Annotated in this window: 25 protein-coding genes; 18 read left to right on the top strand and 7 right to left on the bottom strand. The window is 70.0% G+C overall.

Annotation, left to right across the window (positions count from 1 at the left end):
• The coding region (locus tag QK444_RS09015) for an aldehyde dehydrogenase family protein (protein ID WP_282778887.1) at positions 1 to 1,209 on the top strand (1,209 nt) is incomplete at its 5' end.
• A 31-nt stretch (positions 1,210 to 1,240) separates the two neighbouring features.
• Positions 1,241 to 2,005, top strand: coding sequence for a 3-oxoacyl-ACP reductase (locus QK444_RS09010; protein ID WP_282778886.1), 765 nt, complete (start codon positions 1,241 to 1,243; stop codon positions 2,003 to 2,005).
• Here the strand turns inward: QK444_RS09010 and QK444_RS09005 are convergent, their stop codons facing one another.
• Positions 2,006 to 2,854: a phytanoyl-CoA dioxygenase family protein gene (locus QK444_RS09005; RefSeq protein WP_282778884.1), complete on the bottom strand. Its 849-nt coding sequence runs from the start codon at positions 2,852 to 2,854 to the stop codon at positions 2,006 to 2,008.
• Positions 2,855 to 2,903: 49 nt separating this feature from the next.
• On the opposite strand from QK444_RS09005, the gene QK444_RS09000 reads away from it, so the two are divergent.
• The 6 genes from QK444_RS09000 (at position 2,904) to QK444_RS08975 (ending at position 8,901) form a co-directional block, all read left to right on the top strand.
• Positions 2,904 to 3,482 carry a TetR/AcrR family transcriptional regulator gene (locus QK444_RS09000; protein WP_280356595.1) on the top strand — a complete coding sequence of 193 codons (579 nt, stop codon included), beginning with the start codon at positions 2,904 to 2,906 and terminating at the stop codon, positions 3,480 to 3,482.
• A 20-nt stretch (positions 3,483 to 3,502) separates the two neighbouring features.
• A complete protein-coding gene (locus tag QK444_RS08995; protein WP_282778881.1) occupies positions 3,503 to 4,246 on the top strand; it encodes a class I SAM-dependent methyltransferase in 744 nt (247 codons plus the stop codon).
• A 55-nt stretch (positions 4,247 to 4,301) separates the two neighbouring features.
• Positions 4,302 to 5,681, top strand: a complete 1,380-nt coding sequence (locus QK444_RS08990; protein ID WP_282778879.1) for an FAD-dependent oxidoreductase — start codon at positions 4,302 to 4,304, stop codon at positions 5,679 to 5,681.
• A gap of 102 nt (positions 5,682 to 5,783) precedes the next feature.
• Positions 5,784 to 6,023 (top strand): hypothetical protein, encoded by a 240-nt coding sequence (locus QK444_RS08985; protein WP_143980227.1) that lies wholly within the window; start codon positions 5,784 to 5,786, stop codon positions 6,021 to 6,023.
• A gap of 224 nt (positions 6,024 to 6,247) precedes the next feature.
• Positions 6,248 to 7,786, top strand: a complete 1,539-nt coding sequence (locus QK444_RS08980) for a substrate-binding domain-containing protein (protein ID WP_282778877.1) — start codon at positions 6,248 to 6,250, stop codon at positions 7,784 to 7,786.
• Positions 7,787 to 8,160: 374 nt separating this feature from the next.
• A complete protein-coding gene (locus QK444_RS08975) occupies positions 8,161 to 8,901 on the top strand; it encodes a helix-turn-helix domain-containing protein (RefSeq protein ID WP_282778876.1) in 741 nt (246 codons plus the stop codon).
• A gap of 27 nt (positions 8,902 to 8,928) precedes the next feature.
• Here the strand turns inward: QK444_RS08975 and soxR are convergent, their stop codons facing one another.
• Entirely contained in the window at positions 8,929 to 9,411 is a 483-nt protein-coding gene (gene soxR / locus QK444_RS08970) for a redox-sensitive transcriptional activator SoxR (RefSeq protein WP_282778874.1), read from the bottom strand.
• A gap of 76 nt (positions 9,412 to 9,487) precedes the next feature.
• Between soxR and QK444_RS08965 the strand changes: the two genes are divergently transcribed.
• Positions 9,488 to 10,891 carry an MFS transporter gene (locus QK444_RS08965; protein WP_282778872.1) on the top strand — a complete coding sequence of 468 codons (1,404 nt, stop codon included), beginning with the start codon at positions 9,488 to 9,490 and terminating at the stop codon, positions 10,889 to 10,891.
• Position 10,892: 1 nt separating this feature from the next.
• On the opposite strand, the gene QK444_RS08960 is transcribed toward QK444_RS08965, so the two are convergent.
• On the bottom strand, positions 10,893 to 11,393 hold the full coding sequence (locus tag QK444_RS08960; RefSeq protein WP_282778871.1) for a CGNR zinc finger domain-containing protein: 501 nt from the start codon (positions 11,391 to 11,393) through the stop codon (positions 10,893 to 10,895).
• Between the two features lie 25 nt (positions 11,394 to 11,418).
• Here QK444_RS08960 and QK444_RS08955 point away from each other — a divergent pair, with 25 nt between their 5' ends.
• The gene (locus tag QK444_RS08955) at positions 11,419 to 11,580 is read left to right on the top strand and encodes a hypothetical protein (protein ID WP_162836489.1); all 162 of its coding nucleotides are present in this window, start codon (positions 11,419 to 11,421) and stop codon (positions 11,578 to 11,580) included.
• A gap of 41 nt (positions 11,581 to 11,621) precedes the next feature.
• Here QK444_RS08955 and QK444_RS08950 read toward each other — a convergent pair whose 3' ends face one another.
• Positions 11,622 to 12,083, bottom strand: a complete 462-nt coding sequence (locus tag QK444_RS08950) for a L,D-transpeptidase (protein WP_282778869.1) — start codon at positions 12,081 to 12,083, stop codon at positions 11,622 to 11,624.
• Positions 12,084 to 12,296: 213 nt separating this feature from the next.
• Positions 12,297 to 12,980 carry a TetR/AcrR family transcriptional regulator gene (locus QK444_RS08945; protein WP_282778868.1) on the bottom strand — a complete coding sequence of 228 codons (684 nt, stop codon included), beginning with the start codon at positions 12,978 to 12,980 and terminating at the stop codon, positions 12,297 to 12,299.
• A gap of 103 nt (positions 12,981 to 13,083) precedes the next feature.
• On the opposite strand from QK444_RS08945, the gene QK444_RS08940 reads away from it, so the two are divergent.
• Together QK444_RS08940 and QK444_RS08935 are read left to right on the top strand one after the other, a co-directional pair.
• Positions 13,084 to 14,871, top strand: coding sequence for an ABC transporter ATP-binding protein (locus QK444_RS08940; protein ID WP_282778866.1), 1,788 nt, complete (start codon positions 13,084 to 13,086; stop codon positions 14,869 to 14,871).
• Positions 14,868 to 16,604: an ABC transporter ATP-binding protein gene (locus QK444_RS08935; RefSeq protein WP_282778865.1), complete on the top strand. Its 1,737-nt coding sequence runs from the start codon at positions 14,868 to 14,870 to the stop codon at positions 16,602 to 16,604. Before QK444_RS08940 ends, QK444_RS08935 begins: the two co-directional genes overlap by 4 nt.
• A 10-nt stretch (positions 16,605 to 16,614) precedes the next feature.
• Here QK444_RS08935 and QK444_RS08930 read toward each other — a convergent pair whose 3' ends face one another.
• Both QK444_RS08930 and QK444_RS08925 read right to left on the bottom strand, forming a co-directional pair.
• Positions 16,615 to 17,103 (bottom strand): MarR family transcriptional regulator, encoded by a 489-nt coding sequence (locus tag QK444_RS08930; protein WP_282778864.1) that lies wholly within the window; start codon positions 17,101 to 17,103, stop codon positions 16,615 to 16,617.
• Positions 17,104 to 17,119: 16 nt separating this feature from the next.
• Complete coding sequence (locus tag QK444_RS08925; protein ID WP_282778863.1) at positions 17,120 to 17,641, bottom strand: MarR family transcriptional regulator; 522 nt, start codon at positions 17,639 to 17,641, stop codon at positions 17,120 to 17,122.
• A gap of 93 nt (positions 17,642 to 17,734) precedes the next feature.
• Here QK444_RS08925 and QK444_RS08920 point away from each other — a divergent pair, with 93 nt between their 5' ends.
• The 6 genes from QK444_RS08920 to QK444_RS08895 all read left to right on the top strand — a co-directional run bounded on the left by QK444_RS08920 (position 17,735) and on the right by QK444_RS08895 (position 25,160).
• Complete coding sequence (locus QK444_RS08920) at positions 17,735 to 18,658, top strand: ABC transporter ATP-binding protein (protein WP_282778862.1); 924 nt, start codon at positions 17,735 to 17,737, stop codon at positions 18,656 to 18,658.
• Positions 18,655 to 20,307 (top strand): ABC transporter permease, encoded by a 1,653-nt coding sequence (locus QK444_RS08915; protein WP_282778861.1) that lies wholly within the window; start codon positions 18,655 to 18,657, stop codon positions 20,305 to 20,307. Before QK444_RS08920 ends, QK444_RS08915 begins: the two co-directional genes overlap by 4 nt.
• A gap of 62 nt (positions 20,308 to 20,369) precedes the next feature.
• Positions 20,370 to 21,701 carry a nodulation protein NfeD gene (locus tag QK444_RS08910; protein WP_282778860.1) on the top strand — a complete coding sequence of 444 codons (1,332 nt, stop codon included), beginning with the start codon at positions 20,370 to 20,372 and terminating at the stop codon, positions 21,699 to 21,701.
• Positions 21,698 to 22,498 (top strand): slipin family protein, encoded by an 801-nt coding sequence (locus QK444_RS08905; RefSeq protein ID WP_282778858.1) that lies wholly within the window; start codon positions 21,698 to 21,700, stop codon positions 22,496 to 22,498. Before QK444_RS08910 ends, QK444_RS08905 begins: the two co-directional genes overlap by 4 nt.
• Positions 22,499 to 22,526: 28 nt before the next feature.
• Positions 22,527 to 23,501, top strand: a complete 975-nt coding sequence (locus QK444_RS08900) for a hypothetical protein (protein WP_282778856.1) — start codon at positions 22,527 to 22,529, stop codon at positions 23,499 to 23,501.
• A gap of 114 nt (positions 23,502 to 23,615) precedes the next feature.
• Entirely contained in the window at positions 23,616 to 25,160 is a 1,545-nt protein-coding gene (locus QK444_RS08895) for an alanine/glycine:cation symporter family protein (RefSeq protein ID WP_282778854.1), read from the top strand.
• The last annotated feature ends 13 nt before the right edge of the window (positions 25,161 to 25,173 follow it).

Genomic DNA, 25,173 nt, shown 5'->3' with positions numbered 1-25,173 from the left:
CTGCGCCGGTTCGCCGAGGCTGTGGACGCCGATCTGGAGCAGCTGGCCCGGCTCGAGGTGCGCAATGCCGGGCACACCATCGGCAATGCGCGCTGGGAGGCGGGCAATGTGCGCGATGTGCTGCACTACAGCGCAGGACTGCCGGAACGCCTGCTGGGCAGTCAGATTCCGGTGGCCGGCGGCGTGGACATCACCTTCTGCGAACCGCTCGGGGTGGTCGGCATCATCGTGCCGTGGAACTTCCCCATGCCCATCGCCGCCTGGGGTTTCGCACCCGCGCTCGCGGCCGGGAACACCGTGGTGCTCAAACCGGCCGAGCTGACTCCGCTCACCGCCATCCGCCTGGGCGAACTCGCCCGCGAGGCCGGGCTGCCCGAGGGCGTCTTCCAGATCGTCACGGGTAAGGGGTCGGTGGTGGGTCAGCGATTCGTGACCCATCCGGCGGTGCGCAAGGTGGTGTTCACCGGCTCCACCGAGGTCGGCAAGCAGATCATGGCGGGCTGCGCCGAGCAGGTGAAGCGGGTGACCCTGGAACTCGGCGGCAAGAGCGCCAATATCGTCTTCGCCGACGCCGATCTGGAGCGCGCCGCCGCCACCGCACCCTACGCGGTCTTCGACAACGCCGGTCAGGACTGCTGCGCGCGCTCGCGAATCCTGGTGCAGCGCAGTGTGTTCGACCACTTCCTGGAGCTGCTGGAACCGGCCGTGCAGGCGGTGCGGGTGGGCGATCCCGCCGACGAGTCCACCGAGATGGGTCCGCTCATCTCGGCCGCGCACCGCGAGCGGGTGGCCGGATTCCTGGAGCCCGCCACCACGGTGGCGTTCACCGGAACCTGCCCGGACGGCCCCGGCTTCTGGTTCGCACCCACCGTGGTGCTGCCCGGGAGCCCGACGGACCGGGTGGTCACCGAGGAGGTGTTCGGTCCGGTGGTGGCCGTCCTGCCCTTCGAGGACGAGGCCGACGCCATCCGCATCGCGAACGACACCGAATACGGCCTGTCCGGCTCGCTGTGGACCTCCGACGTCGGACGCGCACTGCGAGTCAGCCGGGCGGTGGAGGCCGGGAACCTGTCGGTGAATTCGCACTCCTCCGTGCGGTATTCGACACCGTTCGGCGGGTTCAAGCAGTCCGGGCTGGGCCGCGAACTCGGGCCGGACGCCGCCCGCGCCTTCACCGAGACCAAGAACGTCTTCATCGCCACCGAGTGATATCCCGTCACCCCACCCCAGAGGAGATGCGTTGCAGCGCTTACAGGATCGAGTAGCGGTCGTCACCGGCGGCGGCAGCGGCATCGGCCTCGCCACGGTCCGCCGCTTCGCGCGCGAGGGCGCGAAGGTCGTCGTCGCCGATATCGACCCCACCACCGGCGCGGCCGCGGCCGCCGCGGTGGACGGGCTGTACGTGAAGGCCGACGTCACCGACGAGACCCAGGTCCGCGCCCTGTTCCAGACCGCGGTGGACACCTACGGCGGACTGGATATCGCCTTCAACAACGCGGGAATCTCACCGCCGGAGGACGATTCGATCCTCACCACGGGCATGGACGCGTGGCGGCGGGTGCAGGAGGTCAATCTGACCTCGGTCTACCTGTGCAGCAAGTACGCCATCGAACACATGCTCGAGCGCGGCAGGGGGTCGGTGATCAATACCGCCTCCTTCGTCGCGGTCATGGGCGCGGCCACCTCCCAGATCTCCTACACCGCCTCGAAGGGCGGTGTGCTGGCCATGAGCCGCGAACTCGGGGTGCAGTTCGCCCGCCAGGGCATTCGAGTCAACGCCCTGTGCCCCGGGCCGGTGAACACGCCGCTGCTCCAGGAGCTGTTCGCCAAGGATCCGGAGCGCGCCGCGCGCCGCCTGGTGCACATTCCGCTGGGCCGTTTCGCCGAACCGGAGGAGATCGCCGCCGCCGTGGCCTTCCTGGCCAGCGACGACGCCTCGTTCATCACGGCCTCGCAGTTCCTGGTGGACGGCGGCATCTCCGGGGCCTACGTGACCCCCCTGTAGCTAATCCTCCTGCTCCAGTAGGCGTTTGGGGTGCATGCCGTTCACCTGGCCGATGAAGGGCGGGTGAATGCTGTACCCCAGCATGCGCCGGATGTCCTCGCTCACGATGCGCACGATGTCGTGCGGCGTCGACAGCGTGAACGCCTCCTGCGGGCGCAGCCAGGGTTCGCAGTACTGGGCGGTGAGCGCGAGCCGCGGATCCGCCGCGGTGTTCGCGCCGCCGCCGTGCCACAGCGTGCCGAGGAAGAACACGCACGATCCGGCGGGCATGACCACCGGCACCCGGATATCGGTCTCGTCCGGCAGCCGGTCGCCCCAGCGGTGGCTGCCCGCGATGATGTCGGTCGCGCCGTTGACGGGCGTGAATGCGTCCACGGCCCAGATGGTGGCCGCGCTCAGGGCCGGGCGCGGGCGCGGCAGCGGGTAGAACCCGTCGTCGGTGTGCAGCATCTGGGCCGCCTCACCGGGCAGGATATTGATCGCCTGGAGCATGGACAGCAGATAGTTCGGCATGAGCAGGCGGTCCAGCAGGGCCAGCACGCGGGGATGGGCGACCACGCGGTCGCAGCTGCGCGTCTTGTTCAGCAGGCTGTAGACCCGTTGGGTCGCATGCCCTTCGAAGTTGTTGCGGCCGGTCCGGTCGAGCAGCGGGCGCATCTCGCACCGGATCTCGTCGAGTTCGTCCGGGGTCAGCAGGTTCTCCAGGACGACGTAGCCGTCGCGCCGCACGGCGGCCAGGTCGGCCGCGACGATCTCCGGATCGACAGCGCTGCCGCTACTTTCGGTGCGGCGGTATTTTCCGGCCAGATCCCCGGCCAGGTCGACGACCGATGTGACTTCGGCGCTCACGACGCCCTCCGATCCCTATAACATAACCGAATTCTGTTATTCTCCGACTGTGGCACGCGCACCCCTGGGACGTCAACAGCTCCTCGACGCCGCCCGCGCCGAACTCCTCGACGGCAACGGCACGGTCGACCTGCACGCCCTCAAACGCCGCTCCGGCCTCAGCACCGGCGCGCTCTACCACCACTTCGGCTCCAAGGCCGGTCTGCTGGTCGCCGTCTACGAGCGATTCCACGCCGGACTGGTCGCGGCCATCGCCGACGACACCCTCCCCGCCGGCGTGCACTGGACCGACCGGGAACACGCCCGCACCCGCAACTTCGTCGCCTACCACTTCGGCGACCCCCTCGCGGAACTGCTGCTCACCCGGATCGCGATGGAACCGGAGGTGGCCGAACTGGAGGCGGGCGCGCTCACCCGCCTCACCGCCGCCGCGGGCCGCAATATCCGCCAGGGCCAGCGGGACGGCGACATCGACCCCCGCATCGACCCCGAACTGGCCGGAGCCTGCATCATCGGCGCTCTGCGCTACGGCATCGCCGACCTGCTGCGCCGCGACCCCCGCCCCACCGTCGACGACGCCGCCGACCGACTCTGGGGTGTCATCGCGGGCGCGGTCACCATCCGCTGACCGCACGGTCCGGAAATCCCATGGCGACAACCGCACGCGCCACGCAAGATGTGGCCATGCCGAGCTTCGCGGACTTCGATCGTCGCCACTACCGCACCGTCGATGTCGCCACCGGATACGACGGCTGGGCCGACACCTACGAGAACACCGTCCTGGACGCGATGGACCTGGCGTTGCTGGCGCGCCTGCGGCGGCCGGACTGGGCCCGGGTGCGCCGGGCCGCGGATCTGGGCTGCGGCACCGGCCGCACCGGGGACTGGTTGCGTCGGCACGGCACGGCACGCGTCGACGGCATCGACCTGAGCGCGGGCATGCTGGCATGGGCGCGGGAGCGCGGCGTCCACGCCTCGCTCACCCACGGCGACGTCCGTGAGACCGGCTGGGACGGCGGTGCCTACGACCTCGTCATCGCCTCGCTCATCGACGAACACCTCCCCGCGTTGCCGCCGCTCTACCGCGAGGCCCGCCGCCTGGCCACCCCGGGCGGACTGTTCGTCCTGGTCAGCTACCACCCGCAGTTCATGATGGTGGCCGGTATGCCCACCCACTACACCTCGGACGCCGGGGAACCTCTCGCCATCAGCACCCACCTGCACCGGGTCAGCGACCACGTGAGCGCGGGCACGGCGTCCGGATGGCGGCTCGTCGAACTGGCCGAGTCCACCATCGACGACACCTGGATCACCGCCAAGCCGAAGTGGGCCGAACTGCGCGGCCATCCGTTCACCATGGCGTCGGTGTGGGTCGCGGGCGATCCGGAGTGACAGCCACCCCGTGGCGGCCCGTCGGAGTGGGGCGACTTCTCGTACCGTGGGGCGTATGAGCGAGCGCGTGGTGATCATCGGCGGGGATGCGGCGGGAATGTCGGCGGCATCGCAGGCGCGCCGGTTGCGGCGCGTCGAGGAACTCGAGGTCGTGGTGTTCGAACGGGGGCATTTCACCTCGTACTCGGCGTGCGGCATTCCCTACTGGGTGGGCGGCGACGTGACCGACCGCGACGAACTCATCGCGCGGACCCCAGCGGAGCATCGGGCGCGGGATATCGATCTGCGGCTGCGCACCGAGGCGGTCGAACTCGACGTGCCCGGCCGCCGGGTGCGGGCGCGCGAACTGGAGACCGGGGCCGAGAGTTGGTGGGACTACGACAAACTCGTGCTCGCCACCGGTGCGACGCCGATTCGGCCGCCGCTGCCCGGCATCGACGCGGCCGGGGTGCACGGCGTGCAGACTCTCGACGACGGGCAGGCGCTCATCGACACCCTGGAGACCGTCGCGGGCAGGCGCGCGGTGGTGGTGGGCGCGGGCTATATCGGCGTCGAGATGGCGGAGGCGCTGATCAGTCGCGGATTCGACGTCACCCTGGTGAACCGGGGCACCGAACCCATGTCCACCCTCGACCCGGATATGGGCGTGCTCATCCGGAAAGCCATGGAAGGCATGGGCATTCGCGTTGTCGGCAATGCGGAGGTGACCGGCATCCGCACCGACGACGCGGGTCGGGCGCGCGCGGTCACCACCGCCGACGCCGAATACCCCGCCGATGTGGTGGTACTCGGCATCGGCGTGCGCCCGGCCACCGAGCTCGCCCGGGCGGCGGGGCTGCCGCTGGGGCGATCCGGCGGCCTGCTCACCGACCTGGCCATGCGGGTGCGCGGTTACGAGAACATCTGGGCCGGAGGCGATTGCGTGGAAGTGCTCGATCTCGTATCCGGTTCCGAACGTCATATCCCGCTCGGCACCCACGCCAACAAACACGGGCAGATCATCGGTTCCGGCGTCGGCGGCGATTACGCCACTTTCCCCGGCGTGGTCGGCACGGCGGTCAGCAAGGTCTGCGATCTGGAGGTGGCGCGAACGGGCTTGCGCGAGAAGGACGCCCGCGCGGTCGGACTGCAATTCGTCACCGTCGTCATCGAATCCACCAGTCGCTCCGGCTATTTCCCGGGTGCCGCTCCCATGACGGTGAAGATGCTGGCCGAACGCCGCTCCGGCCGCCTGCTCGGCGTGCAGATCGTCGGACGAGAGGGTGCGGGCAAGCGCATCGATATCGCGGCGGTCGCGCTCACCGCCCGCATGACCGTGGAGCAGATGATCGCCCTCGATCTCGGCTACGCCCCGCCGTTCTCTCCGGTCTGGGATCCGGTGCTGGTCGCCGCGCGCAAGGCGGCGTCGGCGCTGCGGAAGCAAGACAGAAACTGATCGGTCTGTTGACTCGACTTTGTAACAATACCGTCAATCGAAACGCGACCGACCGGCCGGGCTCCGCCGAATTCCCTTGAGCTGGTTGTACCGTCGAAATCCATGACGGAGAAAAAGCACATCGGCCTGTTCGTCGGTGCGTCTGTTTGTGCCGCCTTGATCGCATTGAATCCCGCCGCCGCCTGGGCTTCCGGCGATGTCGGACCGGCTCCGGCCCCCGGGCCGGGCAACCATTCACCCGGCTCACCGGCCGGGGCCATACCCGAACGCCCCGTTCCGGCTCCCGAGCGCATCGTGCCCGCGAGCCCACCGGGGGTAGGCGGCTTCTGCCCGACGCTGTAGACCGCATCGAATCACCCACTCGCCCTCGGGTTGTCACGGCAGACTCCGACCTCCGCGGCAACCCGAGCCGAATTCAGTTGAAACAACACCGTTCCACCCGCCGTACCGCCCCGCCTCGGTTGCGACCGGGAGAACACCGGCCGAACATCCGGACCTGCGGGTGTCGCCGCCCTGGTGTATGAATCAGAATCGATTTCTTCCAACGATTCTCGGGAGTGGGCGGGGTGGAAGGCTTTCCTTTGGCCGAGGTGTCGGCGATTCTCGGCATCCTCGTACCGGCGCTGGCGTTCCTCTGGGAATTCGTCGTGGTCGGACGCAAACGCCTCGGCTATCGCGTGCAGATGGACACCCCCGTCACCGGCGAGGTCGAATCCGCGTTCCCGGGCCTGCTGACTCAGCTGCGCCCGCGTCCCGACGGCTCGCTGACCGACCTGTCCATCGTGCTGCTGCGGGTGGAGAACGACGGCGCCACCACCATCGACCAGCACGACTACCGGGTGCACGACGGCGTGGCCGCCGGTCTGTCGGTCATCTTCGAGCGGCGGCGCGTGGTCGGCTACGCCGTCACCGAACTCAGCGACCGCGATCTGGGCCGCAGCCTCACCGGCACCGCCGGCATCGCCGTCCGCGAGGACACCGAGCGCGACTTCGGCGTCCTCGACCTACCCCGGGTCCCGCTCAACCGAGGCGACCACTACAAACTGCTCACCATCCTGCGCCGCACCGGCGGCACCGACGACTACCCCGCGCCGCGGCTGGAGGGACGGCTCAAGAACGGCCGTGTGCACGAGAACCGCAGCCGCACCCGCCCCAGTCCCTGGGGCGTCGCCCTGATCCTGTTCCTGGTGTCGGTCATCGCCGTACAGCTCACCATCGCGGTGACCCAGCCCCGGGCCGCACCGCTGGACTGCGCGCCGGGCCGGCTCACCCTCACCGGTTCGACCGCGCTCGCCCCGGCCATCCAGGCCGCCGCCACCGCCTACGAGAAGGTCTGCCCCGACGCCGACTTCACCGCCGACTTCCGCGGCAGCGAGGTCGGGCTGCAAACCCTGAACGCCGCCGGATCGGCGGCGGCCGACAACGCCTCACCCGCCATGGTGGCCGTTTCCGACGGTGAGAAGGGGGACGGCTACCCCCGCCTGCTCCCCCGCCCGGTGGCGTTCTCGCTGTTCACCCTGGTCGTGCATCCCGACACGGGGGTCGCCGATCTGTCGCGTGCGAATATCCGTGCGCTGTACGAGGGTTCGATCACCAACTGGAGCGAGCTCGGCGGGCGCGACCTGCCGGTCCGCATCGTCGGCCGCAATCGGGGCTCGGGCACCCGTCAGACCTTCGAGAACCAACTACTCGACGGCGCGTGGCATCCCGACGCCAATTCCACCGACTGCCGCACCATCGGCAATCCGGCCGCCAGCGGACCGGTCCGCTGCGAACGGCTGAGCACCGCGGAGGTCCTCACCACCGTCGCCGCCCTGCCCGGCGCTCTGGGCTACGCGGAGCTGGGCGCGGCCGTGCCCCGCCGTGACGTCACCCTGGTCCGCATCGACGGGCACGCGGCCGAGCTGCTCAATGCCACGCACGGCGCCTATCCGTTCTGGAACACCGAATTCGCCTACACCTACGGCGACCCCGCCGCCGAATCCCTCACCGCCAGCTTCCTGCGCTACCTCACCACCCAGCTCGGCCGGGACATCCTGCGGGCGCACGGCAACATCCCCTGCGACGAACTCGACAATCCGGTGCGCTGCCGCCCCACCGGCTGAGCCCGCGTGCGCCGCGATCGGTGCGCGACTCCCCAGAGCGCACCGACCGCGGCGACATCGTCGCCCATGGCGTCCCGGTGCGGGCCGATTCGCCATGGGGGATACCCCAGCGGTACGGGCCGCGATCCTCGCCGACCGCGTCCATACCGTCCCCTCCTGGCATCCGGCAGCCATCCTGTCTCGGACGGCCCTGAGAGCATCCCGAGTCGACCCGCCGGGGGTCAAGCCGAAGTCCTGTCCCAATTTGTCCCAGTTACCGGACCGGGTGAGATGTGCGTCACTCCGACGGTTCGGGCAATCACCCCATCTGGCGGTAGGTTCATCGGGTAATCGCCAGCCGTTGGCAGTAGTCGTCTCAGGAGGTCGCACCCGCAGTGGAGCCACGGGAGGCCATCGCCGGTTACCTGCGAGAACGCCGCGCGGCCGCGGGTCTGACCCGCGCCGAGCTGGCCCGCCGGGCCGGCATCTCCGAGGGGCTCATCCAGAAACTGGAACAGGGCACCCGGCCGCCGACCTCCACCGCCCTGGGCGCGCTGTTCGACGCGCTCGACGTGCCGATCAACTACCGCGAGTACGCGGCCAACGTGCTGCAACCGGAACTCACCGCGATCTCGGCCACGACACAGGCGCCGAGCCGCGCGGAGCTGGACTTCCTGGAAAGCATCCCGTACCCGGCCTGCTACCAGACCGTCCCCGCCCTGGATCTGATCGCCGGTAACGCCGCGTACCGGCGCGCGTTCCCGGGCCTGGAGGAACCGGGCACCAACATCATGGCCTGGATGCTGCTGCATCCGGTCGCCCGCGAGGTCATCGCCGATTGGGAACGCGAGGTGCACCTCATGGTGCATTCGTTCCGGCATATGGCCCACGGCGTCACCGCCCCCGAGCGCATCGCCGAGATCACCGAACTCTGCGCCCGCTCCCCCGACTGGCAGCGCCTCTGGAACACCGATATCCCGCCCACCGACATCCCCCGCCGCCCGGTCCGCATCCGCCCCGTCGCGGGCGGCGAATGGACGCCCATGTACGTCCAATTGCTGCGCTGCGAACTCCCCCGCCGCGACTGGTGGGTCTACTCCATGGTTCCGCTGCGCGGCATCCGCCCCGCCCCCTGATCAGGGGCCGTCTACATCGGGCCCTGATCACCGGCCGTCGACATCGGGCCGATCGTCGGCCTCCGGATGCAGCAGCCGGTAGGGCCCCGACCCGCGCTCGGCCAGAGTGTCACTCGGATTGAGCAGGTAGCAGCGCCGCAGCGACAGGCAGCCGCAGCCGATACACCCGGTGAGTTCCCGCTGTAGCTGCTCGATCTCCCGCCGCCGCGCCTCGAGGTGGTCGCTCCAGCGTCTGGCGATCCGGTCCCAGTCGCGTTTGCTCGGCATCCGGTCCTCGGGCAGCGCCACGAACACCTCGGCCACCTCGGCCAGCGGAATCCCGAGCCGCTTGGCGAACAGCACCAGCGACAGCCGCCGCAGCACATGGCGGCGGTAGCGGCGCTGATTGCCGGAGGTGCGGACCGAGGAGATCAGGCCCTGCTCCTCGTAGAAGCGCACGGCCGAGGTGGCGACGCCCGCGCGCCGAGCGAGTTCGCCGATGGTCAGCAGATCGGTCGGTGCCTGTCCCATACCCGCTCTCTTGACTTCAATAGAACTTGAAGTTCTAGCGTAGCGCCCTGTGACCGCAACACCATCGAAACCCCCAGTGACTACGACGAATCCGGAGGACGGCGCATCGGGTGCCGTGACCGGCGGCTGGTCCGAACTGTTCTCCGGACGCTATCTCGCCAGTGTGCTCGTGCTCGCGGGCGGCGTCGCGCTGTATGCGATGAACCTCTACTTCACCGCCGCGCTGATGCCGTCGATCGTGGCCGATATCGGCGGCGCGCGATACTACGCGTGGGTGGCGACCGGCTTCCTCATGGCGGCGGTGATCGCCGCCATGCTGGTCAGCCGCGTGCTCGGCCGGTGGGGCGCGGCGGCCGCCTACCTCGCCGGTTTCCTGGTCTTCTCCCTCGGAGCCGCGATCAATGCGCTCAGCCCGACCATGGAGCTACTCGTCGTGGGCCGGGTGGTGCAGGGCCTCGGCGGTGGGCTGCTTGCCGGGCTCGGCTTCGCGGTCATCAGAAGTACGCTGCCGCAACACCTCTGGGCGCGCGGAGCCGGGCTGGTATCGGCCATGTGGGGAGTGGGGACGCTGATCGGGCCCGCGCTGGGCGGACTGTTCGCCGAACTCGGGGCGTGGCGGTGGGCCTACGGACTGCTGCTGGCGGTGGCGCTGCTGCTGGCCGCGCTCACCCGCCGCACACTGCCGCGCGCGGCCGAATCCACCGACCGCAGCCCCGTTCCGGTGGCCGCACTGGTGACACTGACCCTCGCGGCCAGCGCGTTCAGCCTGAGTTCGACCGTACCCGAGGGCATTTCGACCACCATCGCACTCGTCGCGGGCGTGCTGCTGATCGCCGCGTTCCTGTCGATCGACGCCAGGGGCGCGGTGAGCGTCCTCCCCCGCTCCACCTATGCGCGCGGGAATTCCCTCAAATGGGTCTATCTGACGGTGGCGGCGCTGTGCGCGGGGGTGATGACCGAGAACTTCGTGCCGCTGTTCGGCCAGCGCCTCGGCGGTCTGTCACCGCTCGTCGCCGGATTGCTCGGCGCGGCACTGTCGGTCGGCTGGGTGGTGGCGCAGCTGTTCAGCGTCGGCCTCACCGCGCCCGCCGCGCGGCGGGCGATCCGCATCGCACCGCTGCTGCTCACCGGCGGACTGCTCGCCTACGGCCTGCTCCAGGCCGACGCCGCCCCCGGCGTCGTCGTCATCGCCTGGGCGGTGGTGCTCTTCGTCGCGGGCACGGGCATCGGCCTGGCCTTTCCGCACCTGAGCGTGGCAGCCATGAGCAGCACCGACGATCCGGCGGAGGGCGCGCAGGCCGCGGCGGCGCTCAACACCACCCAGCTCATCACCTACGCCGTCACCTCGGCCATCGCGGGCACGCTGATCCGGCTCGGGGACGCGTCGGTGGTGGACTCGGCCAGGCTCATGGCGCTGGGCATCGCCGTCCTCACCGCATTCGGCGTAGCGACGGCGGTTCTCGCCACCCGCACGCGGTAGGTCAGCGGCTGGCGCGGCGGCGGTGCGCGGCGACGTGCACGGCCGTCGAGCAGCGGGTGGAGCAGAAGCGGCGGCGGCCGTTGCGGGAGGTGTCCACGAATACGATGGCGCAGCCGTCGCGGGCGCAGCGGCCGATGCGGTGCGGGTCCTCGCAGAACAGCGACGCCAGGCCGAAGGCCGTGTACGCCTTCACCCGCTCGTCCACCGGGGCCGTCTCGTCGGAGTAGTGCAGATGCGGGGCGCGGCCGTCGTGGGTGGAGATGTAGGGGCGACTGGTCGTCGCGGCCAGCAGCGCGTTGAGCAGTTCGACCGACGGCCGGTCGAAGACCGCGTCGAGTGCCTCGCTCCAGCGCCGCAATTCGGCCTGCTGGCGGGCGTCGATGGGGCCGAGCGGCTGGTAATCCGCTTCGGCCAGCAGGCGACCGAGGTCTTGTTCGGGTGAGGCGTTCACCAGGCGCGCGGCCAGTTCGGCCGCCACCCCGCCGTAAGGGTTGAAATGCACTGAACCATTACAGCAGGGTGGAGCCATGTCAGCCACCTGCCCCACCTGCGCCTGGCCCACCCCGACCACCGTGTCCACCCACGGCGACGTGCGCTACCTCCGCTGCGTCTGCGGGCGGTGGCTGATCCAGGAGCGCGGGGCCGTACTCGCCACCGCCGGGGAGAGCGTCTTCGCCGACTCGGAGTGAGTCCGGTCCAGCAGTGAGTCCGGTCCAGCAGTGAGTCCGGTCTAGACGACCACCTGCACCACGTCACCCGGTGACAGATGATGGAACGTCGTCTCCGCACCCTCCGGCGTCATCCGGATGCACCCGTGCGACTGCTCCTCGATCGGTCCGATATGGGTGGCGATGTCCCCGTTGAAGAAGACCGCCCATTTCATCGGCACGTGGTGCAGGGTGCTCCAGTGATCTTCCCGTTTGAACGCGACCCGGAAGGTCCCCGGCGGCGTCTCGTATCCGGGCCGTCCGTGCGAGATCGGCGTCGGCCCGTAGGTGACCCGGCCGTCCTCCATCAGCCACGCCTCATTGGTCGACAGCCGCATGCACATGCGCGCCGAGGCGTCACACGGCGCGACCACCGGTGCGGGCGGTGGCGGCGGGATGATCGCCGGGACACCCGGGATATCGGGTCCGCCCGGCCACAGCGGTTCGGCCTGCGCGGGCGCGGCGACGACGAGTCCGGCCGCCACCAGGCCGACCGCGGCCGCGACCCTGCCTGCCCACCAACGGCCTGTCCGTGCACGACCTGTCCGGGAACGCTTCCTATCCATGACGCTTCCAGCCTCTCGCCTCGACCGGGCGGCGGGCAGCCGAATCACCGGTCGTCTGTATGGAAGGGCCCTGTGGGTATCGCCATATTCCGGAAGACAATCAATGGTACTGTCCGGCAGCCCTTTCCGCGATCATTCCGGACGCACCGAGGGCGGCAGCAGGCCGTCCACGATGGCGGCCAGGCCCTGGCGGTGGGTATCCCGGACGGTCAACTCGGCCCAGCGGTCGGCGACCGCGGCGACCGTGGGCAGTGCGGTCACGTCGAGGTCGGCCAGCGCGTCGGCGCGGTCCAGCGCGGCGGCACGCTCCGGCGCGGCCTGTCGGCGTTCCCGGTTCGCGCGCATGACCAGATCGCCGACGATGTAGTACCAGAGGGTGCGATACACGTCGACGGCCTGCTCGGGAGTGTGTCCGCAGGCCACCGCCGCCGCCATCATGACCTCCACCATGGGCATCGCCGAGGGGACGACGAGCGGGTCGGCCGCCAACACCTCCACGATCCACGGACGTTCGGCCAGACGTTCGTACAGCACCAGCGCCGCGGCGAGCAACCGCTGCCGGGGATCATCGGGCAACTCCAGTCGCGGGATCTCCCGCGCGTGCGACTCCAGGACCAGTAGCAGCAGTTCGTCCTTGTCGCGCACGTGGTGATACAGCGCCATCGCGGTGCTGTCGAGCTCCTTGGCCAGCCGCCGCATGGACAGCGCCTCCGGCCCCTCGTCGCGCAGTACCCGGTCGGCGGCGGCGACGATCGATTCCCGGGACAGCCGCGCCGGTCGGCCCGCCCTGCCCCGTGGTGCTGTTGCTCCGGACATCCGACCATCCTCCCCTACTCCCCGATGCGGGCCGCCCGGGGCGGTGGCTCGAAGCGTGCGCTCGAGGTACCTTTATTTTACGCGTATAGAAATGGATGGAGCCATGCCTGCCACCGACCTCGCCGAGCCCGCCGACGACCTGTCCGCGCCGCACCTCGCACGCCGCTACGGACCCGGTTTCGCGGCCGTCGTCATCCTGCAGATCATCGCCGCGATCGCCGGTCTCGCCCCGCTGCTGGCGGTCGTCGAACTCGGCCGAATGCTGTTGTCGCCCAATCCTCTCGACCATGGGGACGTCCGATTCGCGGTCGTCGCCGGTGCGGTCGGCCTGTTCGTGCGCCTGCTGTGCACGGCCGCGTCCGCGGGCATCGGTCATCTGCTCGACGGCCGCATCCAGCTGTGGCTGCGGCGGCGGTTGGCCGCGCACCTGGGAACGGTGCCGATCGGCTGGGTCTCCCGGCGACGCACCGGCGAACTGGCCACCGTGGTGGGACGTGATGTGAGCGCCGTGCATCCGTTGCTCGCGCACGCCCCGGGCGAACTCGTCAACGCCTTCGTGGTGCCACTGGTCGCGCTGGCCTACCTGGTCACCGTCGACTGGCGGCTCACGCTCATCACCCTGATCCCGGTGGTGCTGGCGGTGGCCGTGGTTCCGCTCATGCTGACCCCGACCCGGCAGCGCGAACAGCAGGACCGCGATGCGGCCATGGCCCGCATCGCCGCCGCGGCGGTGGAGTTCGTCCAGGGCATCGCGGTGGTGAAGGCATTCGGCGGCGGCCAGCGGGCGCATCACGCGTTCCGCACGGCCACAGCGGAATTCGCCGACGTCTTCCGTCGCTGGGTGCTCGGCCTGTCCGGACCCGCCGCGGCCGTGTCGGTGGCGCTGTCGCCACCGTTCGTCCTGCTGGTGATCCTTGTCGGCGGTGCCGCGCTGATCACCGGCGGCTCGCTGGCCCCGGCCGATCTGCTGCCCTTCCTGCTGCTCGGACTGGGACTGACCGCACCCGTTGCCGCCCTCGGCCACGGCTTCGACGATCTGGTCGAGGCCCGTGCCGCATTCGGCCGTATCCGGAACGTGCTTGCGGTACCGCCGCTTTCGACACCAGACCACCCGAAGCGGCCGCGGGGGCACCGCGTCGAACTGCGCGGCGTCCGCTTCGGCTACGACGACGACCACGAGGTGCTGCGCGGTATCGACCTGACCCTCGAGCCCGGCACGGTCACCGCCGTCGTGGGACCTTCGGGCAGCGGAAAGTCCACGCTGGCACAGCTGTTGCCGCGCTTCTTCGACCCGACCCACGGCCGGATCCGGCTCGGTGGAGTCGATCTGCGCGATATCGACAGCCGTGATCTGCACGCATCGGTCTCGTTCGTCTTCCAGGATGTGCGGCTGCTGCGCGCGTCGATCGCCGAGAACATCGCGCTGGCGGTACCGCACGCCGACCGCGACGCGATCGTGCGCGTCGCCCGACTGGCGAACATCCACGACCGGATTCTCGAACTGCCGCGCGGCTACGACGCGGTGGTCGGCGCGGACGTGCGACTGTCGGGCGGTGAGGCGCAACGGATCTCGATCGCCCGGGCACTGCTCGCCGATGCTCCGGTGCTGGTGCTCGACGAGGCGACCGCCTTCGCCGACCCACGCACCGAACGCGCCGTGCGCGACGCCCTGGCCGCGCTGGCGGGTGACCGCACGGTACTCGTGATCGCACACCGGCTCGAGACCATCGCCGACGCCGACACCGCCGTCGTGCTCGCGGACGGGCAGATCGTCGAATCCGGCCGACCCGCAGAACTACTGGCGCGCGGTGGCCGTTTCGCCGCCCTCTGGCACGCACACCGATCCGCCCACATCGACGGCGATATCACACCGGGAGCCGACCACTCATGATTCGCATGCTGCTACGACTGCTGGGGCCCGACTACGCCGCGCCCATGCGGCGCACCGTGGCCCTCATGACCGCGGCCGCCCTGGCCGAAGGGCTGTCCTACGCGCTGCTGGTGCCCGTACTGCGAGCCCTGTTCGGGGACCATCCCGGCGACGCCCGCCCCTGGCTGATCGCCTTCGCGGGCGCGGTCGCGGGCTACGCCGTGCTGCGCTATCGCAGTGACCTGTCCGGCTTCCGCGTCGGCATCGCGTTGCTGCGCGGCGTCTATCACCGATTCGGCGATCATCTGGCCCGGCTGCCGTTGGGCTGGTTCGACTCCGGTCGCGTCGGGCAGGTGTCGACGCTGGCCGGCGAGGGCATCCTGGGTGCCATGGGCGCGGCGGCGCATCTGCTGTCCCCGTTCATCTCCGCATCCGTGACCCCGCTGACGATCCTGGCCGTGGTCCTCGTCGTCGACTGGCGGCTGGGCCTGGCCGCCCTGCTCGCGGTGCCGGTCGTGGTGGCGATTCAGCGGTGGGCGGGGCGCGCGAGCGCCGCCGCCGACGCCCAACGGCTCGAACGCGGCAGCGAGGCCGCCGGGCGTGTCATCGAATACCTGCAGGCGCAGCCGGTGCTGCGCAGCGGCGGCCGCACCGCCGCTCGCTTCGACCTGCTCGACGACGCGCTGTCCGCACTCGAGCGAACCGCACGCCGCTCCACGCTGTCGGCGCTGCCCGGCATCATCGGCCTCACGGTCACGGTGCAGGCGGTGTTCACCGCCCTGCTGGCGCTGGGCGCGTATCTGGCACTGGGCGGAGCCATCGGCGCGGCCGAACTGCTGGTGGTGCTGGTCCTCGCCGCCCGCTGCACCGACCCGCTGCTGTCGCAGGCGGAGATCGGCAGCAAGATGCGTGCCACCCGAGCGGAACTGGCCCGCCTCGACGCGGTGCTGCGCACCCCGTCGCTGCCGCAGCCGCGCCGGCCGATCGAGCCGGTGCGCGCGGATCTGGATCTCGACGCCGTCACGCTGGGTTCATCGCCGGCGAGCGCGGGCCGACAGGGACGCACGATGATCGACGGCGTGACGCTGTCGGTGCCGGAGGGCAGCCGCCTCGCCGTCGTCGGACCGTCGGGTGCGGGCAAGAGCACCCTGCTCCAGCTGCTCGCCCGGTTCCACGACGTGGACGCGGGCGCGGTGCGCCTCGGCGGCGTCGATGTGCGCGACATCGCCACGGAGACACTGATGGAGCGCATCGCCATCGTGTTCCAGGAGGTGTACCTCTTCGACGGCACCATCGAGGAGAACGTCCGCCTCGGCCGCCCCGACGCCGCGCCCGAGCAAGTCCGGGCGGCGGCCACCGCCGCCCGCCTGGACGAGGTGGTCGCACGACTGCCCCGGGGCTGGGACACTCCGGTCGGCGAGGGCGGCGCACTCCTGTCCGGCGGTGAGCGCCAACGCGTCTCGATCGCGCGAGCGTTGCTGAAGGATTCCCCCGTCATCCTGCTGGACGAGATCACCGCCGCGCTGGACCCGCTCAACGAGGCGGCCGTGCACGCCGCCCTCGACCGCCTCACCGCGGGTCGCACCGTGGTGCAGGTCGCCCACCGGCTGCGCACCGTGCGACGGGCCGACCGCATCGCCTTCCTGGACAATGGTCGGATCGTCGAGCAGGGCACCCACGACGAATTGCTGCGACTGGGTGGCCGCTACGCCGAATTCTGGCAGCTCGCACTGGTTCCCACCGCGAGCGAGTGAGCGGTCGGCGTCAGGACTCCCCGGCGCGGCGGGCGTGCCAGCGGTCGAAGAGTACGGGGAGTTCGGCGACGAAGAAGTCGAAGAAGTCGCGCATCTCGGCGAGGCGGCGTCCCACCGGGGTGTCCGCGCCGAGGAGTTCGACGCCCTCACCGGCGGTTTCGGACCACATCTTCATCATGCGGTCGCGTTTGAGGAAGCTCGCGTACCACAGATCGTCGCGCAGCCGGTACGAGTCGCGGCGTTCGCCGGGCACGCGTTCCTTGGTGATCAACCCGACCTGGTCGAGGTAGGCCACCGCGCCGGATACCGCCGCGGGGCTGATCGACAGCGCCTCGGTGAGCTCCCGGGCCGACATCCGGCCCTCCTCGGTCACCATGAGTGCCGCGAACACTCGCGCGGGCATCCGGGGCCAGCCCATATCGGTGAGCCCCAGCGCCAACTTCTCGACGAAGCGGGCCGTGGCGTCGCCACGGTCGGATGCGGCCGGATTCGCCGACACCAACACTCCTCTCGGATCAGCCGACAGGATCGGCGGACGCGGTCTCGTCCCCGAACAGCTCCTGGCGGCGCTGCTGCCATCGTCGCATCGTGTGCGGCAGTTCGGCGCGCATGAACCGGTAGTACTCGAGTGTTTCGCGCACCCGGCGGCCGCCGGGGCGAGCGTGGTCGAGCAGTTCGACGCCCTCGACGAGGAAGCCTACCGAGCGGTCCAGCGCCGCCTGCCGCTGCATGGTGATGGCGTACCAGACGTCGTCGTCGTAGACGCGGTAGGTGTCGTGACGCGCACCGGGTTCGCGCTCGCGGCCCAGCAGTCCGATCCGAACCAGATGGCGGACCGCTCCCGAGACGGCGGCCGGGCTCACCCGTAGGCCCCGGGCCAGTTCCTGGGCGGTGTAGCGCTCGGCGTCATCGGCGAGGACGAAGGCGAACACCCGCGCCGAGGTACGCGGCATGCCGGATTCGGTGAGCAACAGCGCGAACTGTTCCACGAACCGCAGGACGGCTTCCTCCTGCTGATCCTCCGGCGCTGTCGACACCCGTTCAACCTCCCATTTCCCGTGATCGCTGAGTAGCTACATCATAGCTTTTAGAACATTCACAAATTTATGAAAGATATGTACGCTGCCTTCATGGACAACGCCATCGCCATCACCGGACTGCACAAGTCCTTCGGCCCCACCCAGGCACTCGACGGCCTCGATCTGCAGGTCGCCCGGGGCGAGGTGCACGGCTTCCTGGGCCCGAACGGCGCGGGGAAGACGACCACCATCCGGGTCCTGCTCGGACTACTCCAAGCCGACCGGGGCGAGGTGAACCTGCTCGGCGGCGACCCCTGGAACGACGCGGTGGACCTGCACCGGCGACTCGCCTACGTTCCCGGCGACGTGGAGCTGTGGCCCAACCTCACCGGCGGCGAGGCCATCGACCTGTTCGGCCGCCTGCGCGGCGGACTGGACAAGCGGCTGCGCGACGAACTCATCGAACGCTTCGATCTCGACCCGACCAAGAAGGGGCGCACCTACTCCAAGGGCAACCGGCAGAAGGTCGCGCTCATCGCCGCACTGGCCGCCGACGTGGAACTGTTCCTGCTCGACGAACCCACCGCGGGCCTCGACCCGCTGATGGAGGTCGTCTTCCAGGACGTGGTGCACGAGGTGAAGAGCGCCGGTGCGACCGTCCTGCTGTCGAGTCACATTCTGGCCCAGGTGGAGAAGCTCGCCGACCGGGTGAGCATCATCCGACAGGGTCGTGTCGTGCAGTCCGGAACCCTCACCGAGATGCGGCATCTCACCCGCACCTCGGTCGAGGCCGTGACCGAGCGTCCGGTCACGGGACTGGCGGAACTGGCCGGTGTCCACCACGTCACCACCGAGGACGGCAGGCTGCGCTTCGATGTCGACGGCGCGGCGCTCGACGCGGCCATCGCCCGGGTCAGCGCCGCCGGGATCCGCTCACTGACCAGCCATCCGCCCACCCTCGAGGAACTCATGCTGCGGCACTACGGCGACGAACTCGCCGCCAGCGGCAACGGCCAGGGAGTGAGCGCGCGATGAGCACCCGCACCGGTACCGCCGCGCCCACCCGGCCCGCCGCCGGGTCCGGCACCGCCTTCACCGGGACCGGCACCCTGCTGCGCTTCATGCTGCGCCGCGACCGAATCAAGTTGCCCGCCTGGATCATCGGCATCACCTTCATGGGTTTGTACTACGCGGCCGCGCTGCCGCAGGTGTACAAGACCCAGGAGGATCTGCGCGCGGTCAGCCAATTCGCCGAGGGCACCATGGGCGCGCTCATCGCCGGTCCGGGCTACGGATTGACCGATCCCACCATCGAATCCGTGATCGTCGCCATCTACGGGCTGTACTTCCTGCTGCTGGCCGCGCTGATGAACATCCTGCTCATCTCCCGGCACACCAGGGTGGAGGAGCAGACCGGCCGAGCCGAGCTGATCCGCGCCAACGCCGTCGGCCGCCACGCCCCGCTCACCGCGGCGCTGCTGCTGGCGGTGGCCGCGAATGTGGCGCTCTCCCTGCTGATCGCGGGCAGCTTCGCCATCTCCGGTCTCGATACCAGCGGTGCGCCGCTGTTCGGCGCGAGCGTCGGCGCCGCCGGTCTGGTCTTCGCCGGGATCACCGCGGTGACCGTGCAGATCACCGAATACTCCCGCGCCGCATCGGGTATGGCCGGTGCCGCACTCGGCGTGGCGTATGTGGTTCGCGCGGCCGGGGATACGATCCGGGAGGGCGGCAGCGCGCTGTCCTGGTTCTCCCCGCTGGCCTGGTCGCAGCAGACCCGCGCCTACGTGGATCCGCGCTGGTGGCCGCTGGCACTGTCGGTCGGCTGTGCCGTCGCGACGGCGGCGATCGGCTACGCACTGTCGAGCAGCCGCGATCTGAACGCCGGCCTGGTCGCGCCGCGCCGCGGTAACCGCGAGGCCCCCGCCTGGCTCGATACCCCTGTCGCCCTTGCCTTCCGGCTCCAGCGGGCCAGCCTGATCGGCTGGTCGCTGGCGCTGGCGGCGAGCGGGCTGCTCTACGGCGCGCTCACCAGCACCCTGGTCGACGCGTTCGAGGATCTGCCCGACAATGTCGTCGACGTCATGGGCGGTGACCCGAGCCGCATGCTGGACGGCTACGTCAGCACCATGGCCGTCTTCGACGCCCTGCTGGTGGCGATTTTCGTCATCCTCGGTGTGCAGTCGCTGCGCGGCGAGGAGACCAAGGGCCACGCCGAACCCGTGCTGGCCACCGGCACCAGCCGCTGGGCGCTGTTCGGCGGCTGGATCGGGGTGCTGGCGGCCGGGGCGGCCGCCCTGCTGCTGGTGGTGGGCGCGGCACTGGGCGTGTCGGCGGCCATCTCCATCGGCGACGGCTCCTACCTGGGCAAGGTCATCGCGGCGCATCTGGTGTATCTGCCCGCGGTCCTGGTGGTGCTGGCGGTGGCGGCGCTGCTGTTCGGCGTCGTGCCGGGAGCGGTCGGCGCGGCCTGGGCGCTGTTCGGCTTCGCGATGATCCTGGCCTTCTTCGGATCAATCATGGACCTGCCGCACTGGGTGATGAACCTGTCACCGTTCGAACACACCGCCGCGCTACCGCTGGAACCGATGACCTGGTCCCCGCTGGTCGTCCTCACCGCCCTCGCCCTCGCGCTGATCGGGACGGGCGGCACGGCCTTCCGGCGGCGTGACCTGGACATGAATTAGGAACCGGCGCGAATCGCGGATCCGGAGGTTTGCGTTCGCCCGCGCGTGACACTCGAAGAACAGTGAATACCGGTCCGCACCGGAGCGCGATCGCGCCCGCACTGCTGCTACTGCTGGCGGGCGCGGTCGCTCTCGTCTCCGCACTGCTGGGCGGCGGCACCGCGCACGGTCAGCAGGCGGACAGCGGTGTGCTGGCGACCTCGGTGGACGGACCCATCACGACGGTCGTCGCCGACCATCTGCGCGACGGCGTGCAGCGCGCCGAACGGGAGCAGCGTCGCGCCTTCCTGCTCGAACTGGACACCCCCGGCGGACTGGACACCGCCATGCGGGCGATCGTGCGGGAATTCCTCGACGCGCAGGTCCCGGTCGTGGTGTACGTCGCGCCGTCGGGGGCGCGGGCGGCCTCGGCCGGATCCATCATCACCTCCGCCGCCCATATCGCCGCCATGGCGCCGGGCACGACAATCGGCGCGGCCACCCCGGTGGACGCGGCCAGTGGCGAGGAGGCCGGCGGCAAGGTCGTCGAGGACGCCGCCGCCTACGCGGTGTCGATCGCCGAACAGCGGGGCCGCGATACCGAATTCGCCGAGGACACCGTCCGGGAGGGCCGTGCGGTCACCGACCGCGAGGCGATGGAGATCGGCGCGGTGGACCTGGTGGCGGCCGACCGCGCCACCCTGCTGACCGAGATCGACGGCCGCACCGTGCGGCTCGCCGACGGCACCGAAACCACCCTGCGGACCGCCGACGCCGCCGTGGACGACTACCGCATGGGCACCTTCGCCCAGCTGCGGCAGACCCTGGCCAACCCGACGCTGGCCTTCCTGCTGCTCTCCCTCGGCAGCCTCGCCATCCTGTACGAATTGGCAAGTCCCGGAGCGGGTCTGGGCGGCGTGCTGGGTGCGGTGATGTTGGCGCTCGCCTTCGTCTCGCTCGCCGTGCTGCCGGTGAATATCGCGGGCGTGCTGCTGCTGGGTCTGGCCGTGGCGCTGTTCGTGGCCGAACTGTTCACCCCCGGCATCGGGGTCTTCGCCGCCGGTGGGGCCATCGCCCTCGCGGTGTCCGGGCTGATGCTGTTCGACGAGCCGTTCGACGTCGACCCGCGCGTGCTGTGGCCGACGGCCGTGGTCGTCGGGCTGGGTGCGGTACTGGCCGGACGGCTGGCCCTGCGCGCCCGCCGCGCCCCCACCGTCTCCGGCAGCCAGACGCTGATCGGACAGGAGACCACCATCGAGGAGGCCGAGGGCGAGCGGGGACGCGCCCGACTGGAGGGCTCGTGGTGGAACGTGCGCAGCGACGGACCGCCGCTGCGTGCCGGGCAGCGGGTGCGGGTGGTCGACCTGCGCGAGCTGACCCTCGTCGTCGAACCCCTCACACCGGAGAAGAAGTGAGTCAAGTGATACTCGGACTGATAGCCGCCGTGGTGGTCGTGCTGATGATTCTGGCCGCCGCCATCCGCATCGTGAACGAATACGAACGCGGCGTGATCTTCCGGCTCGGCCGGGTGATCGACGCCAAGGGACCGGGCCTGTTCTTCATCATCCCGATCGTGGACCGCATGGTGAAGGTGTCACTGCGCACGGTCACCATGGACATTCCGCCGCAGGACGTCATCACCAAGGACAATGTGACCGTCACCGTCAATGCCGTCACCTACTTCCGGGTGGTGGATCCGGTGCGATCGGTGGTGGCCGTGGAGGACCACGTCCTGGCCACCTCGCAATTCGCCCAGACTACCCTGCGCAGCATTCTCGGCCAGACCGATCTGGACGATCTGCTGATCAATCGCGAGCAGGTGAACGCGCAACTGCAGAAGATCATCGACGAGGTCACCAACCCGTGGGGCGTCAAGGTGGACCACGTGGAGGTCAAGGATGTGGAGCTGCCCGAGAGCATGCGCCGCGCCATGGCCCGGCAGGCCGAATCCGAACGTGAGCGCCGCGCGAAGGTGATTCACGCCAAGGGGGAACAGGAGGCCGCGGAAACCCTGGGCAAGGCCGCCGAGGTCATGGAGCGTCGCCCGGCCGCGCTGCAACTGCGGGTGCTGTCCACCATGGCCGATATCTCGGCGGACCGCAGTTCGACGCTGATCTTCCCGCTGCCCATGGAGTTCGTGAAGCTGGCCGATGCGGTGCGCCCGCTCGCCGAGGCCGCCGCCGCACGGATGGAGGAGCCCCCGCAGCGGTGAACGCCCGCTGCGTTATCGTCGTCGCAGCATGTCGATACGTCGTTTTCTCCCCCGGGCAACATCAGAGTTGCCGACCGCCGATGGTCCGGCGCGCGCCCGCGCGCGGCTCCCGGCGTCGTCCCGCCCGCTGCGCTGTGCGGCGGCGCTGGCGGCATTACTCGGACTGACGGCGTGCTCGACCCGCGACGAGACCCCGATGCACCAGGGCGCCGCGCTCGCCCATCCCACGGCCGTGCCGCCCGCGGATTACGAATTCCCGCTGGCCTGGGCCGGTGACTACACCTTCCGCTGGAGCGCCGCGGGCGATATCGACCTCGGCGCGCCGGAGGCGGCCGTGGTGCGCGCATTCGCGGAGAGCACACAGGTGGCGCTGTCGGTGGGGGCGCGACTCGCGTATCCCGGCTACGCGGAGGTCATTCCGAACGGCAAATGGCTGCGCATTCCGGATGGCGGCGCGTACCCGCCGGGTGCGGCCGAGGGGGACTGGAAGCTGCGCTGGGCGGGCACGTTTCTCGGACGGATCCTGCGCATCCAGCCCGATGCCACCGGTTTCACCGCCATGTACTGCCTGGACGACGTGGACGTGGCCGAGTCCTACGATGCCGGAGCCACCTACACCTGGCGGCAGGATCAGCCCGGGAAGCCGCCCCGCGGACTCCCGGTGTGGCTGACCGTACGCTCGACCGCCGCCCCCGCCGATTCCGACGCCCCCGCCGCCGCTACCGCCGGGGCAACCGGGGTGGACGCCCGCACCACCGAATTCGGGCATCGGCGGGCGCCGAACTACGACGTCTTCGAGGGCTGGACGATCACCGACGTCACGGCCACCGCGCCCCGCGACGCCGAGGCCGCCGCCCTCGCCGCGGCGTGCACGGCCTGGGCGCTCGACAATCCGCACATCAATCCCGCCTATCTGGCCGAGACGCCCAGCCGGGTACCGGCCGACCAGCTGCCCGAGGCGGCTCCGCCGCTGCCGGGCTGGGGTATCCGGATCGCCGAGTAGCCGAACGGTTGCGCTCAACTTCTAACATCGACGTGATGGTCAATTAACAGCCGGTTGATGCCCGTTGTGCGAGGATTGCGCTTCATATCGACACCTCGCCTGGGAGAACGCGCTTTGGCTGACTTTCTGAATACCATCAACGGCTATATCTGGAGCAATGGGCTGGTCTACCTGTGTCTGGCGGCAGGTGTGTACTTCTCCATCCGATCCAGATTCGTTCAGGTGCGCCAGGTGCCGGAGATGGTCCGGCTGATGCTCAAGGGCGAGAAGTCGCCGTCGGGCGTCTCCTCGTTCCAGGCGCTGGCCATGTCGCTGTCGGGCCGCGTGGGCACCGGCAATATCGCGGGCGTCGCCACCGCCATCGCCTTCGGCGGCCCCGGCGCACTGTTCTGGATGTGGACGGTGGCCTTCCTCGGCGCGTCCACGTCCTTCGTGGAGTGCACCCTGGGCCAGATCTACAAGACCCGCGACCAACTGACCGGTGAGTACCGCGGCGGCCCGGCCTACTACATCAGCAAGGCGATGGCGCACACCCGCGCCGCCCCGGCCTTCAAGATCTACGGCTTCGCCTTCGCCGCGGTGACCGTGCTCGCGTGCGGTCTGCTGCTGCCCAGCGTGCAGTCCAACTCCATGGCCTCGGCCATGAACCAGGCGTGGGACGTGCCGACCTGGGTGGTGGCCGTGGGTGCGGTCATCCTGCTGGCCTTCGTGATCATCGGCGGCGTCAAGCGCATCGCCGCCTTCGCCGCGGTCGTGGTGCCGTTCATGGCCATCGCCTACATCCTGGTCGCACTGATCATCGTGGCGTTCAACGCCGCGGAGATCCCGAATGTCATCAGCACCATCTTCGCCAGCGCGTTCGGCGCGGACGCGGCCTTCGGAGCGATTCTCGGCGCGGCGGTCATGTGGGGCGTCAAGCGCGGCGTCTACTCCAATGAGGCCGGCCAGGGCACCGGACCGCACGCCGCCGCGGCGGCGGAGGTCTCGCACCCGGCCAAGCAGGGCCTCGTCCAGGCGTTCGCGGTCTACATCGACACCCTGTTCATCTGCACCGCGACCGGCTTCCTGCTGATGTCGACCGGTGCGTACCGGGTGTTCGAGGGTGAGAGCTCCGACGGCACGGTACTGGCCGACGGCGGCGCGCTGCCGTCGGACACCGTGGTCGGCCCGGCCTTCGCCCAGACCGCGGTGGACACCCTGTGGAGCGGCGTCGGTGCCAGCTTCGTCGCCATCTCGCTGGCCTTCTTCTGCCTGACCACGATCATCGCCTACTACTACATGGCGGAGACCAACCTCCGTTTCCTGATGGGCAAGTACGCGCCGATCCCGGTTCCGCTGATCCGCGGCACCCTCGGCTCCAACGTGACCCTGCTGCTGCAGGCGCTGATCCTGGTCTCGGTCACCATCGGCGCGGTCGCCACCGCCACCGACGCGTGGACCCTCGGCGATATCGGCGTCGGCCTGATGGCCTGGCTCAACATCATCGGCATCCTGATCCTGCAGCAACCGGCCTACAAGGCGCTGCGTGACTTCGAGCGCCAAAAGAAAGCCGGACTGGATCCGACCTTCGACCCACTGGCCCTGGGCATCCCGGGTGCCACCTTCTGGGAGACCTACGACCCGAAGTCCCGGGACAAGTTGACCAAGACCCCGGCGTAGCCAGGGTCCGCGC

Origin of the sequence: Nocardia sp. CC201C (assembly GCF_030010695.1) — a bacterium.
GTDB lineage: Bacteria > Actinomycetota > Actinomycetes > Mycobacteriales > Mycobacteriaceae > Nocardia > Nocardia otitidiscaviarum.
The sequence above is the reverse complement of the archived record's forward strand: the minus strand, read 5'-3'. Positions and strand labels throughout refer to the sequence as shown.

Excerpts from the sequence above, each read along its gene's own strand:
- QK444_RS08940 (WP_282778866.1), top strand. The coding sequence starts at position 13,084 with ATGCCTGCCACCGACCTCGCCGAGCCCGCCGACGACCTGTCCGCGCCG.
- QK444_RS08900 (WP_282778856.1), top strand. The coding sequence starts at position 22,527 with ATGTCGATACGTCGTTTTCTCCCCCGGGCAACATCAGAGTTGCCGACC.
- QK444_RS08985 (WP_143980227.1), top strand. The coding sequence starts at position 5,784 with ATGACGGAGAAAAAGCACATCGGCCTGTTCGTCGGTGCGTCTGTTTGT.
- QK444_RS08955 (WP_162836489.1), top strand. The coding sequence starts at position 11,419 with ATGTCAGCCACCTGCCCCACCTGCGCCTGGCCCACCCCGACCACCGTG.
- soxR (WP_282778874.1), bottom strand. The coding sequence starts at position 9,411 with ATGGGACAGGCACCGACCGATCTGCTGACCATCGGCGAACTCGCTCGG.
- QK444_RS08995 (WP_282778881.1), top strand. The coding sequence starts at position 3,503 with ATGGCGACAACCGCACGCGCCACGCAAGATGTGGCCATGCCGAGCTTC.
- QK444_RS08990 (WP_282778879.1), top strand. The coding sequence starts at position 4,302 with ATGAGCGAGCGCGTGGTGATCATCGGCGGGGATGCGGCGGGAATGTCG.
- QK444_RS08945 (WP_282778868.1), bottom strand. The coding sequence starts at position 12,980 with ATGTCCGGAGCAACAGCACCACGGGGCAGGGCGGGCCGACCGGCGCGG.
- QK444_RS08920 (WP_282778862.1), top strand. The coding sequence starts at position 17,735 with ATGGACAACGCCATCGCCATCACCGGACTGCACAAGTCCTTCGGCCCC.
- QK444_RS08935 (WP_282778865.1), top strand. The coding sequence starts at position 14,868 with ATGATTCGCATGCTGCTACGACTGCTGGGGCCCGACTACGCCGCGCCC.
- QK444_RS08915 (WP_282778861.1), top strand. The coding sequence starts at position 18,655 with ATGAGCACCCGCACCGGTACCGCCGCGCCCACCCGGCCCGCCGCCGGG.